The sequence below is a fragment of the Streptomyces sp. NPDC057136 genome (assembly GCF_042670885.1).
GTDB lineage: Bacteria > Actinomycetota > Actinomycetes > Streptomycetales > Streptomycetaceae > Streptomyces.
In genome coordinates, this window is record NZ_JBHUUV010000005.1 from 214,953 (window position 1) to 230,120 (window position 15,168).

The following is a 15,168-nucleotide window of genomic DNA, read 5'->3' on the forward strand; positions in this document are numbered from 1 at the left end:
GTGTTCACCCTTCCGCCCTTGCCAACTACGGAACCCATAGTAGATAGTTCCACTACCGGATAGCAGGCAGTTCCACTATCCATAATGACTCTTGATCCTCAACGGGGGTATCCCTATGACGTCCTGGCGTTCCTGGCACCGTCCCTTAGTCCTCTTCGCCGCGGCGATGACCGCGATGGCGTTCGTCGCCGGAGTGGGACTCCTGGTCGACGACCGGGTCCTCGCGGGCTCGGCGATCTGGGCGAAGCCGTTCAAATTCGCCGTCTCCTTCACGGCGTACGCGCTCTCACTCGCCTGGATGCTGACGCTGCTCACGCGCGGCCGCCGCATCGGCTGGTGGGCCGGGAACGTGGTGGCGCTGGCCAGCCTGGTGGAGATGGCGCTCATCACCGTGCAGGTGGTCCGCGGAAAGCGCAGCCACTTCAACCACGCCACCCCGTTCGACACGAACCTGTACAACGCGATGGCCGTCACCGTCGTCATCCTCTGGACCGGCACCCTCGTCATCGCGGTCATGCTGATGCGCGCCCGCATCGCGGACCGCGCCTCGGCCTGGACGATCCGCGCGGGCGTCACTCTCGCCCTGGCCGGGGCCGGCCTCGGCTTTCTGATGACCCAGCCGACGGCCGAGCAGGAGGCCGCGGGCCAACTCGACACGGCCGACGTGGTCGGTGCCCACGCGGTCGGTGTACCGGACGGCGGCCCCTCGATGCCCCTCACCGGCTGGTCGACGACCGGCGGCGACCTGCGCATCCCGCACTTCGTCGGGATGCACGCACTCCAACTGCTCCCGCTCCTCCTGCTGGTGCTGGTCGCACTGGCGACGCGCCTTCCGCGCCTGGGTGACCCGCGGGTCCGGCTGCGTCTGGTGCTCGTCGCCTCCGGTGCGTACGCGGGCGTCGTCGCCCTGCTCACCTGGCAGGCCTTGCGAGGCCAGCCACTGATCCACCCGGACGCAGCAACGCTCACCACCGCGGCCCTGATCCTGGCCGCCACCGCCGCCGGGGCGTACGCGGCGTTGCGCTCGACCCCTGTACGCCCCGAAAGCGATCCCCGCAGCCCCGCCGAGAAGGAGCTCATGGCATGACCGGTGCACTCTTCGAAATCGCGTTCCTGCTGGCCGCGCCCTTCTGGCTGCTCATGATCCTCGCGCCGCGCTGGAAGCCCACCGCGCGCATCGCCGCCTCCCCGCTCACGGTCCTGCCCGTACTGGCCGTCTACCTCACCATGGCGGTGCCGGTCTTCCCCGAACTGTGGACCGCGGTGCGCAGCCCCGACATCGACACGTTCCGCGATCTGACGGCCCTGGCGAACGGGGCGGGTGCGATCTGGGCGCAGGTCATCGCCTGGGATCTGCTGCTGGGCCAGTGGATGTTCCTGGAAGGGCGCCGGCTGGGCATCTCACCCCTGGCGATGGGCCCTCTGCTGGTGCTGACGATTCTGTTCTCGCCGTTCGGACTCCTGGTCTTCCTGGCCCTGCGAGCGGCCAGGACCCGCGCCGGGAAGGCGCTCCCCGCCCGGACATCACCTGATGTCCACGGCCTCTCCGACTCCCCGGCGCGTGGAAGAATTTCCGGGGACTGACCAATCCGTGCCGGCGGCGGCTCCGAATCACAGCAGGGACCGATGCGCCGACTTGGAGGACGCCCGCGTGAAGGAAGCCGTACACATCAGCGGAGCCCTCTCTGCGGGGCCCGATCTCCAGGAGCTCCTGGTGATGGTCGCCCGTGGTGACCAGAACGCCTTCGCCAAGGTGTACGACGCGGTCTGCGGACCCGTACTCGGTCTGGTGCGCAGTGTCCTTCGGGACCCGGCCCAGTCCGAGGAAGTGGCACAGGAAGTGCTGGTGGAGGTGTGGCGCACGGCGCCAAGCTTCCAGCCGGCCCGCGGCAGCGCCATGAACTGGGTGACCGGGTGCTGCGCGACATCACGACCGTACGTCAGGAGCCGCCGCCCCACGGCCGGCTCATCCGCGCCGTTCGGCGCAGTCGCGGTGTGGCAGAACCATGTGGCCCAGGACGCCCGGCAGGAGGCGAACCGTGCCGATCAGCGGAACGAACAGCCGGCCCAGGTGCTCGCGGCTCCGGACGCGAAGACCAGCTCGGGCACGCTGAAGGACAGGACGGTGCGCGGGCCACCGTCGTCGTCTCGCGGAGCGCGAACCGGGCGGTGTTCCCGGCGTCGGGGCTGGAGCGTCCACCGGCCGGCACGGTGTACCAGCTGTGGTTCGACGACGGTGGCACGATGCGGTCCGCGGGGCTGATGGACTCCTCGGCCGCGAGCTACGCCGTGCTGATGGACGGACCGGTCGACCAGGCGTCCGGCATGGGCATCACCGTCGAACCCGCCGGCGGCTCCGAGCAGCCGACCTCCGCACCGCTGGCCCTGATGAGCCTCCCGGTCTGAGCGACCGGGTGGCCCGACCAGCCGATTTGCCCGGGAGGCCCGGTGGCACTCCGTCACCGGGTCTTCGGTCTGCAGGGAAGCGTCACCGGTTCACACGGAAGCTTCATCCGATCCGGTGAGTGACCAATCCGCGGCCCGAACGGGAACGAATCACCGGTGTGAAAGCACATCAGAACGATTCGCAGCCGAACAGGACGTCCCTGTCCCGGCGATCCCGTTGGGCACGCGCCTCCTTCGCCGCGCTCAGTGGTCTGATCGCGGGGTTCTGCGCCCTGGGCGTCGCCGAGCTGGTCGCGGCTGTCGTACGGCCCGAGGCGGGTCCGGTCACGGCGGTGGGCGGTGCGGTCATCGACCGCACTCCCCCGGCGGTGAAGGACTTCGCCGTACGGAACTTCGGCACCGCCGACAAGCTGGTGCTCCAGCTCGGCATCCTCGCGCTCCTGGCGGCCTTCGCCATGGCCGTGGGGGTGCTGGCGCTGCGGCGCCGGCGGCTCGGTGCGGCGGCCGTCCTGGTCTTCGGTGCGGTCGGGGCAGTGGCGGCGGTCGGACGGCCCGAGGGCCGGCCCGGCGACGCCCTGCCTTCGGTGGTGGGTGCCCTGGTAGCCGCAGGAGTGCTGTATCTCCTGGTCGGACGGCTTGCCCCGAGGACCCTTCCGCCTCCCGCCGGGGAAACGGAGGTCCGGGCGGACCAGGGCACCTTCGACCGTCGCGGATTCGTCATCGCGGCGACCACTGCGGCGGCGGCCTCGGCCGGTGCCGGATACCTGGGGCGCCGGGTCACCGCGTCGGTACAGGCCGGGGCGTCCGCCTCACGCGGTGCGATCACCCTGCCGGTTCCCGATTCGGCGGCGCCCGCCGTACCCCGCGGCGCCGATCTGGGCATCCGGGGACTGAGCTCCTTCGTCACACCGAACAAGAGCTTCTACCGGGTGGACACCGCTCTGGTCGTACCGCGTGTCAACGCCCGCAGGTGGCGGCTGCGCATCCACGGCAAGGGCGTGACGCGACCCCTCACGGTCGACTTCCAGGACCTGCTCCAGCGGGAGCTGATCGAGCGTGACATCACGCTGGCCTGCGTCTCCAACGAGGTCGGCGGCCCCTACATCGGCAATGCCCGCTGGATCGGTGCGCGGCTGGCCGATCTGCTGCGCGAGGCCGGAGTGAAGCCCCCGTCGAAGGGCGGGGCCGCCGACCAGCTCGTGGCCCGTTCCGTCGACGGCATGACGATCGGCACACCGGTCGAGGACGTCATGGATGGCCGTGACGCGATGCTCGCGCTCGGAATGAACGGCGAACCGCTCCCCTTCAGCCACGGCTTTCCCGTCCGGATGCTCGTCCCCGGTCTGTACGGCTATGTGTCCGCCTGCAAATGGATCAAGGACATCGAGCTGACGACCTTCGACGACTACGACGCGTACTGGGTCAAGCGCAGTTGGTCGCGCCAGGCCCCCGTCAAAACCCAGTCACGCATCGACACCCCCCGCCCCTTCGCCTCCCCCGAGGCGGGCACGGTGCCGGTCGCCGGGGTCGCCTGGGCCCAGCACCGGGGCATCGCCCGGGTGGAGGTCCGGGTGGACGGGGGCGCGTGGCAGACCGCCCGGCTGGCCGCCGAGGACAGCAGGGACACCTGGCGCCAGTGGGTGTGGGAGTGGCCCGCCACGACCGGCAGTCACACCCTCGAGGTCCGCGCGACGGACCGCACCGGCGCCACGCAGACCGGCCGACGGGCCGGCACCGTCCCCGACGGTGCGACCGGCTGGCATTCGGTGGTGGTCGACGTGCCCTGAACCGACGTCACCGATGTCCGCCTTCGGGACCTTGGCGAAGGCGTCATTGGTCGGCGCCGGAAGGACGCCTCTACGCTGGCCGGATGAACCGTACGGACCGGGCAGTGGGAGCCGTCATCGGCTCAGCGGTGGGCGACGCGCTGGGCGCACCCTTCGAGTTCGGCGCGGCGGGCGTCTTCACGGAGCGCTTCCCCGACGGCGTCGGCACGATGTGCGGAGGCGGCGGCTGGGACCCCGGCGAGGCCACCGACGACACACAGATGGCGGTCCTCGTCGGGGAATCCCTGCTGGAGCGTGCGGGGCTGGATCTGCCCGACATCTTCGACCGGTTCCGGCGCTGGGCGGCGGGCGAGCCGAAGGACATCGGGCTCCAGACCGAGGACGTGCTGACGAACGGGGACCCCTGGGATCTCGCGGCGGCGCTCCACTTCCAGCTCAACGACCGGGCGGCGGGGAACGGTTCGCTGATGCGGGCCACTCCGTCCGCCGTCCACTTCGCGCGGGCGGGCCGGACGGCGACGATGGACGCCGCCCGGCGGATCGCGGCGCTGACGCATGGCGACCGGGCGGCCTGGGAAGGCACGGCCGTCTTCCACGAGCTGGTACGGATCGCCCTGGACGGAGGCGACCCGCTCGCCGCCGTCCCGGAAACCCTCGCAGAGGTGCACGCCGACCACCGCGCCCGCTGGGCCACCGTCCTCGCGCCCGACTGGCACCCGGACGACGCGACGGAGTTCAACGGTGCGGTGTGGCCCTGCCTGGGCACCGCGCTGTGGGCGCTGCGCACGACACGTACGTACGAGAGCGCCCTGGCGGCGGCCGTCGACGTGGGCGGTGACACCGACACGGTGGCGGCGGTGACCGGCGGTCTGGCGGGCGCGGTGTACGGGGCGGACGCGATCCCGGAGCGCTGGACCCGGCCGCTGCACGTCCCGTTGCCGGGGTCGGACGGCCGCGTACTGCGGGCGGCAGAGCTGGCCTCGCTGGCCCGGCGGTTGAACGGTGACGAGGCAGCCGTGAGATTCGCTCGACAAGTCGGCCAGAAATGTACATAAGGGAAAGGTAAGCGCAGAATGGGGTGATAGGCGCCCACCGCTCACACGCATCCGGCGGTCGGGACCGTAGGACCGAAGGAGACAAACCTCATGAGCAACGTCTCGCACACCGGGAGTGACATACGCGCTCACCCCGATGTCTCCGAAATGCAAGCACGGTACGACCGCGTTATCGGCGGCCGTGACGTAGCCCTCGTGGACGCACCGGTACTCCTGGTCGGGCTGTACTGCGCCGTCTCGCCCTGGGTGCTCCACTTCACGGCGAGCCAGCCCGCTCTGGTGACGCACAACCTCGTCCTCGGCATCGCGATCGCGGTGCTGGCACTCGGATTCACTGTGATGCCGGAGCGCATGTACGGACTGAGCTGGGCCATCTGCGCCATCGGCGCCTGGCTCATCGTGTCGACGTGGATCGTGGGCACCAGCCCGGACACCGGGGTCATCCTCAACAACGTCATCGTCGGCGGCCTGACCGTCCTGCTCGGCATGGCCTGCGTGGCCACGGCGATGAGGAGCACCAAGACCTGAGGAGGGTCGGCAGGCGGATGTGGCCGCGGACCGGACACGGAGGTGTCCGTCCGGGGCCACACCCCTGTCAGGCCCGGGTAATCCATACCGCCAACCCCGTCGGGCCGGCGCCCACCCGCACCCCGGCCCCGCCCCGCCTCACCCCACGGAGCTGTAGGCCACCACACCCCGCAACACCGCATCAACCGCCTTGTGCGCATTCTTCGCCACAGACCCCGCCGCCCCCTCACGAGGCGCCGCAGCCGCAATCTGCCCCAGCACATCAATCACCTGCTTGCACCACCGCACGAAGTCCCCCGCAGGCATCCCCGCCTCGCCCAACACCTCGTCCAGCGTCCGCCCGGAGGCCCACATAAAGACCGCCCAGGCGAACCCGAGGTCGGGTTCACGCTGCCCGACCCCCTCCGCCTGATTGATCTTGAAGTCTTCCTCCAGGGCGTCCAGGCGGCCCCAGATCCGCACCATCTCGGCCATCGCCGTCTTCGCCGGCCCCGTCGGCAGCTTCGGCGCCACCGCATCGTCCGCCTGCCGCGCCTCGTACACCAACGCCGAGACGCACGCCGCGAGTTCGGCCGGGTTCAGCCCTTCCCAGACACCTTCCCGCAGGCACTCACTGGCGAGCAGATCGAGCTCGCCGTAGAGGCGGGACAGCCGACGGCCGTTCGAGGTGACCTCGTTGCCCCGCAGATAGTCCAGCTCGGTGAGGAGCGCCACGATCCGGTCGAAGGTCCGGGAGATCGTGTTCGTACGCCCGGCGATCCGGTTCTCCAACTGCTTCGTGTCACGCTGCAGCCGGTGATACCGCTCCGCCCACCGCGCATGGTCCTCACGCTCGTCGCACCCATGGCAGGGGTGCGCCCGCAGCGCCGTCCGCAGCCGGGCGATCTCGCGGTCGTCGGCCGCGGCCGCCCTCTCCTTGCGGTGCCGGTTGGGCACCAGGTGCCCGGCCTTCGTCCGCAGGGCGGACGCCAGATCGCGCCGCGACTGCGGCGAACGCGCGTTGAACGACTTCGGCACCCGCATCCGGTCCAGCGTCTCCACCGGCACCGGAAAGTCCATCGAAGCCAGCCGCTTGACCTGCCGCTCCGCCGTCAGCACCAGCGGCCGGGGCCCGTCGTTGTACTCCAGCCCCCGGTGCCCGTTGGCCCGCCCGGCAGGCAGCCCCGGGTCGAGGACGAGGGCCAGTCCGGCGAACTTGCCGGTCGGCACATGAATGACGTCACCCGGCTTCAGCTTCTCCAGGGACGAGGCCGCCGCGACCCTCCGCTGCGCCGCCCCCTGCTTGGCCAGCTCCGTCTCGCGGTCCTTGAGGTCGCGCCGCATGCGCGCGTACTCCTCGAAGTCACCGAGGTGGCACGTCATGCCCTCGCGGTAACCCTCCAGCCCCTCCTCGTTCCGCTGGACCTGCCGGGAGATCCCGACGACCGACCGGTCGGCCTGGAACTGCGCGAACGAGGTCTCCAGCAGCTCACGCGACCGGTGCCGCCCGAACTGGTGCACAAGGTTCACGGCCATGTTGTACGAGGGCCGGAAGCTGGACCGGAGCGGATACGTACGCGTACCCGCGAGGCCGGCCAGGCCGCCCGGGTCCATACCGCGCTGCCACAGCACCACCGCATGGCCCTCGACGTCGATGCCCCGGCGCCCGGCCCGGCCGGTGAGCTGCGTGTACTCGCCGGGCGTGATGTCGGCGTGCTGCTCGCCGTTCCACTTGACCAGCTTTTCCAGGACCACCGAACGCGCCGGCATGTTGATCCCCAGCGCCAGCGTCTCCGTCGCGAAGACCGCCTTGACGAGCCCGCGTACGAACAGCTCCTCGACGACTTCCTTGAACGTCGGCAGCATGCCCGCGTGGTGCGCAGCGATGCCCCGCTCCAGCCCTTCGAGCCATTCGTAGTAGCCGAGGACGTGAAGGTCCTCACCCGGAATGGAGGCGGTCCGCTCCTCGACGATCTCCCGGACCAGCCGGCGCTTGCTCTCGTCGTTCAGCCGGAGCCCGGCCTGCAGGCACTGCTGCACGGCGGCCTGGCAACCGGCCCGGCTGAAGATGAAGGTGATGGCCGGCAGCAGCCCCTCGTGGTCCAGCCGGTCGATGACCTCGGGCCTCGACGGGGTCCAGATCCGGCTGCGCTGGCGCCGCTCGCGCTCCCGGTCCGCCTCGCGCACCATCTTCCCGCGGCGCCGGTCGCGTGGGTTGTATCCCGCCTGGTTCTCCATGCGGGCCAGCCGGACGAGGTCCGGGTTGACCTCGCGGCGTCCCGTTCCCCGGCCGCCGTGGTCGGTCTCCTCCTCGAAGAGGTCGTACATCCGGCGCCCGGCCAGCACGTGCTGCCAGAGCGGCACGGGGCGGTGCTCGGAGACGATCACCTCGGTATCGCCGCGGACGGTGCCCAGCCAGTCACCGAACTCCTCGGCGTTGGACACGGTCGCCGACAGGGACACCAGAGTCACGGACTCCGGCAGATGAATGATCACTTCCTCCCACACCGCGCCCCGGAAACGGTCGGAGAGGTAGTGCACCTCGTCCATCACGACATAGCCGAGGCCGGTCAGGGAATGCGAGCCCGCGTACAGCATGTTCCGCAGGACCTCGGTGGTCATGACGACCACCGGTGCCTCGGAGTTGATGCTGTTGTCCCCGGTCAGCAGGCCGACCTTGTCCGCACCGTAGCGCCGCACCAGGTCGGCGAACTTCTGGTTGGACAGCGCCTTGATCGGGGTGGTGTAGAAGCACTTGCGGCCCTGCTGGAGCGCGAGGTGCACAGCGAATTCGCCGACGATCGTCTTGCCCGAACCGGTGGGCGCCGCGACCAGCACCCCTTTGCCCGCTTCCAGGGCTTCGCATGCCTCGACCTGATACGGGTCGAGACCGAATTCGTACATCTCGCGGAAGGGCCCGAGGGCCGTGGCCTGCTCGGCCGCACGAACGCGAGAAGCCTGGTATCGCTCAGCTGGTGAGAGGTCCTCTGTCATCTTGAATACGAGCCTACCCGCCACCTCTGACAGTCAGGCGATCTTTAATTCACCGGGCAGAGAACCCTCACCGCGCCGGGCACGCAGGTGGCCGTGAGCGGCAGTGCGCCCAGTGGTTCACCGTCCGCGTAGGCGGTGACACCCGCCGCCACCAGCTCGATCGAGGAGACCCGGTGCACGGTGACCGCGGGGTGGCTGAGGTGCGTTCCCTTGTACACCTTGGGGAACACCTTCAGCAGGGTCGCCCGGCTGCAGTCCCCGACCACGGTCACATCGAACAGCCCGTCGTCCATGACCGCGTCCGCACAGATCCGCATGCCACCGCCGTACGTGGACCCGTTGCCGACGGCGATCAGCGTCGCCTCGACCTCCTGCACCGCGCCCCCGCCGAGCCGGATGCGGTACGGGATCGGCTTGAACGCGGCCAGTTCGGCGAGGATCGCCAGGTCGTACTTGAAGCGGCCGCCCCAGCGCATCCGGTTGCCCCGGTCGTTCACCCGTGAGTCGAAGCCGGAGGCGAGCACCGAGCCGAACCACCGCTCGTCGGCCCGTCCGAGGTCGATGTCCCGGACATGGCCCTCCTTGAGGGCCCGGGCGGCCAGCCTCCCCGCGGCGGCCGGGTCACGTATCGGCAGCCCGAGCGCCCGGGCGAAGTCGTTGCCGGTACCGACGGCGACGACGGCGAGCGGCGTCGTGGTCCCGGCCACTGCCTGAAGCGCGAGGGAGGCCATGCCGTCCCCGCCCACGGCTATCAGCGCCCCGGTCCCGGCGTCCACGGCCTCGCGGGCCCTGCGCAGGGCGTCGTCGGCGTCCTCACCAAGGACCGTACGTACGGAGAATCCGGCGTCCCGCAACGCGGAAGCGGCCGGCTGCGCGGCGTGCGCGCCCCGGCCGCGTCCTGCGGTGGGATTGACGAAAAGGGTGATCTCGCTGGTCACCCGCCGGACCTTACAAGGTCAGGTGATGTCGTCGTAACCGTTGAGCCGGTGCGACCGTGCACCGTCCGACTCCCCGGTGGCCTGCTCGGGCAACGGGGTGCGCGAGGCGGACACCGCTTCCGGAGTGAGGTCCAGCTCCGACGCCTCGTCGTCGTCGAGCCCGGCGTCGGGGTTGTTCCGGCGCTTTCGCTTGTCGTTGAGGAGGGAGAAGCCCGTGGCCACGAAGTAGAGAACGGCCAGCGGCCCCGCGAGAAGCAGCATGGACAGCGGTTCACCACCGGGGGTGGCGATCGCCGCGAAACCGGTGAGGCCGACGATCATGCCCCGCCACCAGCCGAGCATCCGCTTGCCGGAGACGATGCCCGTCATGTTCAGCGCCATGAGGAGCAGGGGCAGCTCGAAGGCAAGACCGAAGACGATCACCATGCGCGTGAGCAGATCCAGATAACTGTCGAGCCCGATCTGGTTCTGAACGTCGCTGGGGGTGAAACCGAGCATGATCTCCGCCGTCTGCGGCAGGATCGAGTACGCCAGGTATCCACCGGCGAGGAACAGCGGTGCTCCTATGACCGCGAAGCCGTAGGCATACCGCTTCTCACCCTTGTGCAGTCCTGGGGCCACGAAAGCCCACAGCTGGTAGAGCCAGACCGGGGCGGCCAGCAGCACACCCGACATCAGGGCGACCTTCAGTGCGTTGGTGAAGGGGCCCATCAAGGTGTCGGTCTTCAGCAGTGCGCACGGATTCCCGTTCTTCGCGACGACCACCGCGCCTTCACAGCCCACCGAGCTGATGAGCGGGCGCAGCAGGAAGTCGTAGATGTCCTTCTGGAAGAAGGCGGCGACAATCGTCACCACGACAATCGCCAGTACGGCCTTCAGCAGCCGGTTACGCAGCTCACGCAGGTGATCGAGGAGGGGCATGCGCCCCTCTTCGTCCTTCTCCTGCTTGCGGGCAGACTTGAGCAACCCACTTCCCTCGTCTCGTGCGGCAGCTGTCGGTGGAGCCGGTCAGCTGTCAGCTCTGGGTGGTGGGCTTGGCCTCGCTGACCGGGCGGGAGCTGGTGACATCTCCGGGCGCGGCCTGGATCGTACGGGCGGGAGTCGCCTGCGGAGTCTGGTCCGTGACGGTCTCCGTCGTGGGCGCAGGGGGCTCCGTGTCGTCCTTCTTCATCGCCTTGGCCTCGCTCTTGAGGATGCGGGCCGACTTGCCGAGCGAACGCGCCATGTCAGGAAGCTTCTTGGCACCGAAGAGAAGCAGGATGACAGCGATGATCAGAACGATCTCGAGGGGCTTCAGATTGCCGATCATGTGCGACTTCCTTCTCACTGAGGCGACTGGAGGGTGGGCTCGCTACCCGTTCGATCGGACATAGGTCCGATCTGTGCGCTGGCAGCGATCGTATCCCGCAGGGGTAAACGTGAGGCAATGCCCGTGCATACTCCCGCTTGCGACCCGCACCTCCCGCCTGGGCCGACCTCAGCAGCGTACCCTCCGAACCTACGAAACTGGAGGCCGCGCCCCTTCTATCGCAGGGCCTCACCGGTGGCGGCCAGGCCGGTCGCCGCATGTTCGAGATCCTCTGCCGCCCGATTGATCCGCTGCGTGGTGGCGGAGACCTGGCGGCCCAGTCGCTGAGCCTCGATGAAGACCTTGACGGCGAGTACGCCGAGTACGGCGATCCCCAGGAATCCCAGGGCGATGGCGAGCATGGGCCAGAACATGCGGCGGTGCCTCGATGTCGTCGTGTTCTACAGGGCGGTGTGGAGGCGCAGCGTCCGCACCCCTCCACCGGTGAGGAGTTCGATGATGCGCTCCCCGGCGGGCTTGCGGACGGCGGTGCCGCACTCGGGGCAGGTGAAGGAGTAGAAGGTGGTGCGGCTGCTGGCGCCGATCGCGAGACGCAGGGCACCCGCCGCGAGTTCGAAGCGCTCGCGGCAGTCGGGGCAGGCGGCCTTGAACCGGACGGCGGCGGGGACCGGCACCGTGACCGGCGTGGTGACCGGTGTGGTGACCGGCATGGTCGAAACATCGGACATCACGGACATCTGGTCCATTTCTCCTCCGCTCTCCGCTCGCCGCTCAGGCCACGTCGTCGTACGCGGTGAGCGCGTCCCGGGCCGCCTCGCGCGCACTCTGCGCGAGCTCCGGCGGGGAGACGATCCGCCCTTCCCCGCCGAGTCGCAGGGCGAGCCTGCGCAGCGAGGCAGGGTCGGGGGTCCGAAGAACGATCCGCAGACCACCGTCGGAAAGCTCGTCCGCGCTGTCGTGCGGGTAGTACTCGGCGACCCAACGGCCACCGGGACCCACCTCGATCACGACCTCCGGGTCCTCGGCCGCCGGCTGCACCAGCCCTTCCGAGAGGTCCCGCAGCTCCAGCTCCGGCGGGGCGGCCGGGGCGTCCAGGAGGCGGATCTCGGCGACCCGGTCCAGCCGGAACGTACGCCGGGCCTCGGAGAGCCTGCACCACCCCTCCATATAGGTGTGGCCGACGGCGAACAGCCGGATCGGGTCCACCTCGCGCTCGGTGAGCTCGTCGCGCGCCGGGGAGTAGTAGCGCAGCCAGAGCCGCCGCCGCTCGGAGATCGCCCGGTCCACATCGGCGAAGACGCCGCCCTCGGCCTCGAAGGTGACCGAGAGCCGCGAGCTGGCGGCCCCCACCTCACCGGCGGCGGTCTCCAGCTTGGCGGTCGCGCGGACCAGCGCGAGCCGGTCGCTCTCGCGCAGCCCGGGCAGGGTCGCCACGGCGCGGGCCGCGACGAGCAGGGCGGTGGCCTCGTCCGAGGCGAGGCGCAGGGGCGCGGCGACGTCGTCCGGGTTGTGCCACCAGATCCGGTCGCCGTCGGTGTCGATGTCGAGGAGGTCCCCGCCCCGGAAACTCGTCCCGCACATGGGGAGCACATCCAGGTCGGAGATCAGCTCGTCCTCGGTGATCCCGAAGGCCCTGGCGACGTCCTGGACGTGGGCGCCGGGGCGCTCACGCAGATAGGTCACCAGGGAGAGCATCCGGCGGGTCTGGTCGATCGCGTTCGTGGCCATGAGCTACGGGTCCCCTCAGTCCTTGGCCACGGCGCGCAGCCGGTCCACCACATCGGCCCGCAGATCGGCGGGTTCCGTCACGACGACGTCCGGACCGAATTCGACGAGCCAGGCATCCAGCCCGTGTCCGTACGGAATCTCCAACTCGTCCCAGCCGTTCCCGAGTTCCCGGACCGATATCGCCCGGGAACGCAGCGGATAGCCGGACCCGGACCGCAGCCTGATCCGCGCGGTCCTGGTGGCTGTCTCGCCCGCCCAGCTCTCCACGGTCTCGCGCACGGTCACCACGTCCGGCACCTGGGCGGTGAACGCTCCTGCGCGCGAGCGGACCCGGCCGGTGATCCGGGAGAGCCGGAAGACCCGCTCGGCGCCGCGGTCGCGGTCCCAGCCGGCCAGATACCAGTGGCCGCGCCAGCACTCCAGGGTCCAGGGCTCGACCTGGCGCTGCTCGTGGCGGGCGGCGTTGCCCTTGCGGTAGTCGAAGGTGACCGGCCGACGGTCCCGGCACGCGAGCATCAGCGGCTCGAACGCGGCCTCATGAACCGGGATACGGGGTTCGAGGGCGCTGTGCACCTCGTAGGCGTCCTCGGCCTCCGGCATGCCCGCGGCCCGCAGCTTCTGCAGGGCGCCGCTGGCCGCTCCGGCGAGGCGGGCCTGCTGCCATACCTTGGCCGCCAGCCCGAGGGCGGCGGCCTCCTCGGCGTCCAGGGTGATGGGAGGCAGCCGGTTGCTGTCACGGCGGGCGAGGTAGCCGGTCTCGGCGTCCAGATTCTCCACGGTCTCGATGACCAGACCGAGTTCGCGCAGATCGTCCTTGTCGCGCTCGAACATCCGGTTGAAGGAGTCATCGGTACCCGCTTCCAGGTACGCCTCGATGGACTCGCGGAGCTCGCGCTTGCTGAGCGGGCGCCGGGTACCCAGCAGGCACAGCGCCAGGTTCATCAATCGCTCGGCCTTGGCAATCGCCATCGACGCCCTTTCTCTACGTGCTCTCCGACCCTCGACCGTACCGCCCAGGGGTGTCCGGACAAAAGCGAGGGCCCGTGCCTGACGGCACGGGCCCTCTTCATGCGCGACTGTGGATCAGACGCCCATCAGGTCGCAGACGAAGATCAGCGTCTCGCCGGGGGCGATGACACCGGCGCCGGCGCCGCGGTCACCGTACGCGAGGTGCGCGGGAATGGTCAGCTGGCGACGGCCGCCGACCTTCATGCCCTGCACGCCCTGGTCCCAGCCCGCGATGACCTGACCGGCACCGAGCTGGAACTTGAGCGGGGTCCCGCGGTTCCACGAAGCGTCGAACTCCTCGCCGGTGGAGTAGGCCACGCCCACGTAGTGGACGGAGACGGTCTGGCCGGCCTTGGCGACCTCGCCCTCGCCCTCCCAGATGTCCTTGATCTCCAGGTCGACCGGCGGCTCGCCACCCGGGAATTCGATCTCGGGCTTCTCGATGCTCACTGAATTGCTCCTCTAAATGATGAACTGGGCAACCGGGACAGTCTTACATCTTTGCCAGGATGTCGACTGCGAACACCAGCGTCGACTTGGCGGGGACGGTCTGCTGCGCCTTGTCACCGAACCCCTGGTCCGGCGGGATGACGAGCAGCACACGGCTGCCGACCTTCTTGTCGACCAGACCGTCCTTGAGGCCCTTGAGCGTGATCTGGGCCAGCGGGAAGGTCGCGGTCTTGCCCGTCTGGTAGGTGCTGTCGAACGGCTTGGAGCCCTTCCACAGCAGACCCACGTAGTTCACGACGACGCTGTCGCTCTCCTTGATGACCTCGCCGTCGGACTCCAGGATGTAGTTGGAGACCAGCTTCTTGGGCGGGTCGCTCTTGGGGATCGTGACGGTCGGCGCCTTGCCGTCGGTCTTGGTGCCCACCTTCGGCAGGTCGATGTTGTCCTGCGCGACCTCGGAGCCCTTGGCGGAGGCCGGGATCTGCGTCGCCTTCAGGATGTCGACGACGAAGACGAGTGTGGCGTTGGGCTTGATGTCGCCCTGGCCCTGCGCGCCGTAACCGAGCTCCGGCGGGATGACGAGCTCGACGCGACTGCCGACCTTCTGGCCGACCAGGCCCTTGTCCCAGCCCTGGATGACCATGCCGGCACCGAGCGTCAGGTCGAAGGGCTGCCCCTTGTCGAAGCTGTTGTCGAACGGCTTGGCGGAATCCCACGACTGCCCGAGGTAGTTGACCTGGATCGCGTCGCCGTTCTTGAGCTTCGCGCCGTCACCCTCACTGATGACCTCGGTCTGCAGCTCCTTGGGCGGGTCGCCCTCGCCCTTCGCGAGGGTGGGCTTCTCGCCGAACTTCGCGCCTGCGGTGATCGCGGGCACTCCGTTCTTGGACGAGGCGGAGTCGGAGCCCTTTTCGTCGCCACAGGCCGCTGTCGACAGCAGCAGGAGGGGGACGACCAGAAGGCCGGCAAGTCGGCGCACAAGTTCC

At 69.6% G+C, this 15,168-nt stretch carries 16 protein-coding genes and 1 pseudogene; 7 read left to right on the forward strand and 10 right to left on the reverse strand.

Annotated features, from left to right (window positions below):
* The first annotated feature begins 115 nt into the window (after positions 1 to 115).
* The 7 genes and pseudogenes from ACFT7S_RS09140 to ACFT7S_RS09170 all read left to right on the forward strand — a co-directional run bounded on the left by ACFT7S_RS09140 (position 116) and on the right by ACFT7S_RS09170 (position 5,776).
* Positions 116 to 1,087 (forward strand): hypothetical protein, encoded by a 972-nt coding sequence (locus ACFT7S_RS09140; RefSeq protein ID WP_382729017.1) that lies wholly within the window; start codon positions 116 to 118, stop codon positions 1,085 to 1,087.
* Positions 1,084 to 1,584 (forward strand): ABA4-like family protein, encoded by a 501-nt coding sequence (locus tag ACFT7S_RS09145; protein ID WP_382729019.1) that lies wholly within the window; start codon positions 1,084 to 1,086, stop codon positions 1,582 to 1,584. Before ACFT7S_RS09140 ends, ACFT7S_RS09145 begins: the two co-directional genes overlap by 4 nt.
* Positions 1,585 to 1,651: 67 nt before the next feature.
* Positions 1,652 to 2,263: a sigma factor gene (locus ACFT7S_RS09150; RefSeq protein ID WP_382729227.1), complete on the forward strand. Its 612-nt coding sequence runs from the start codon at positions 1,652 to 1,654 to the stop codon at positions 2,261 to 2,263.
* Positions 2,158 to 2,406 (forward strand): annotated as a pseudogene (locus ACFT7S_RS09155) (anti-sigma factor); the annotation flags it as partial. The gene ACFT7S_RS09150 and the pseudogene ACFT7S_RS09155, both read left to right, overlap by 106 nt.
* Before the next feature lie 251 nt (positions 2,407 to 2,657).
* Positions 2,658 to 4,193 carry a molybdopterin-dependent oxidoreductase gene (locus tag ACFT7S_RS09160; protein ID WP_382729229.1) on the forward strand — a complete coding sequence of 512 codons (1,536 nt, stop codon included), beginning with the start codon at positions 2,658 to 2,660 and terminating at the stop codon, positions 4,191 to 4,193.
* A gap of 83 nt (positions 4,194 to 4,276) precedes the next feature.
* Positions 4,277 to 5,248 carry an ADP-ribosylglycohydrolase family protein gene (locus tag ACFT7S_RS09165; RefSeq protein WP_382729021.1) on the forward strand — a complete coding sequence of 324 codons (972 nt, stop codon included), beginning with the start codon at positions 4,277 to 4,279 and terminating at the stop codon, positions 5,246 to 5,248.
* Positions 5,249 to 5,338: 90 nt separating this feature from the next.
* A complete protein-coding gene (locus tag ACFT7S_RS09170) occupies positions 5,339 to 5,776 on the forward strand; it encodes an SPW repeat protein (protein WP_382729023.1) in 438 nt (145 codons plus the stop codon).
* Positions 5,777 to 5,914: 138 nt separating this feature from the next.
* On the opposite strand, the gene ACFT7S_RS09175 is transcribed toward ACFT7S_RS09170, so the two are convergent.
* From ACFT7S_RS09175 to ACFT7S_RS09220, 10 genes are all read right to left on the reverse strand, one after another.
* Positions 5,915 to 8,749: a DEAD/DEAH box helicase gene (locus ACFT7S_RS09175; protein ID WP_382729025.1), complete on the reverse strand. Its 2,835-nt coding sequence runs from the start codon at positions 8,747 to 8,749 to the stop codon at positions 5,915 to 5,917.
* Between the two features lie 44 nt (positions 8,750 to 8,793).
* Positions 8,794 to 9,687 carry a diacylglycerol kinase gene (locus ACFT7S_RS09180; RefSeq protein ID WP_382729026.1) on the reverse strand — a complete coding sequence of 298 codons (894 nt, stop codon included), beginning with the start codon at positions 9,685 to 9,687 and terminating at the stop codon, positions 8,794 to 8,796.
* Between the two features lie 18 nt (positions 9,688 to 9,705).
* A complete protein-coding gene (gene tatC / locus ACFT7S_RS09185; protein ID WP_382729028.1) occupies positions 9,706 to 10,653 on the reverse strand; it encodes a twin-arginine translocase subunit TatC in 948 nt (315 codons plus the stop codon).
* A gap of 49 nt (positions 10,654 to 10,702) precedes the next feature.
* Entirely contained in the window at positions 10,703 to 10,996 is a 294-nt protein-coding gene (gene tatA / locus ACFT7S_RS09190) for a Sec-independent protein translocase subunit TatA (protein ID WP_382729030.1), read from the reverse strand.
* A 215-nt stretch (positions 10,997 to 11,211) separates the two neighbouring features.
* The gene (locus ACFT7S_RS09195) at positions 11,212 to 11,409 is read right to left on the reverse strand and encodes a hypothetical protein (protein ID WP_382729032.1); all 198 of its coding nucleotides are present in this window, start codon (positions 11,407 to 11,409) and stop codon (positions 11,212 to 11,214) included.
* 27 nt (positions 11,410 to 11,436) lie between these two features.
* Positions 11,437 to 11,724, reverse strand: coding sequence for a hypothetical protein (locus ACFT7S_RS09200; RefSeq protein WP_382729231.1), 288 nt, complete (start codon positions 11,722 to 11,724; stop codon positions 11,437 to 11,439).
* A 43-nt stretch (positions 11,725 to 11,767) separates the two neighbouring features.
* Entirely contained in the window at positions 11,768 to 12,724 is a 957-nt protein-coding gene (locus ACFT7S_RS09205; RefSeq protein ID WP_382729034.1) for a helix-turn-helix transcriptional regulator, read from the reverse strand.
* A 15-nt stretch (positions 12,725 to 12,739) separates the two neighbouring features.
* Positions 12,740 to 13,693 carry a helix-turn-helix transcriptional regulator gene (locus ACFT7S_RS09210; protein WP_382729036.1) on the reverse strand — a complete coding sequence of 318 codons (954 nt, stop codon included), beginning with the start codon at positions 13,691 to 13,693 and terminating at the stop codon, positions 12,740 to 12,742.
* Positions 13,694 to 13,807: 114 nt separating this feature from the next.
* Positions 13,808 to 14,182: an FKBP-type peptidyl-prolyl cis-trans isomerase gene (locus ACFT7S_RS09215; protein ID WP_382729037.1), complete on the reverse strand. Its 375-nt coding sequence runs from the start codon at positions 14,180 to 14,182 to the stop codon at positions 13,808 to 13,810.
* A gap of 43 nt (positions 14,183 to 14,225) precedes the next feature.
* On the reverse strand, positions 14,226 to 15,161 hold the full coding sequence (locus tag ACFT7S_RS09220; RefSeq protein ID WP_382729039.1) for an FKBP-type peptidyl-prolyl cis-trans isomerase: 936 nt from the start codon (positions 15,159 to 15,161) through the stop codon (positions 14,226 to 14,228).
* Positions 15,162 to 15,168 lie beyond the last annotated feature (7 nt).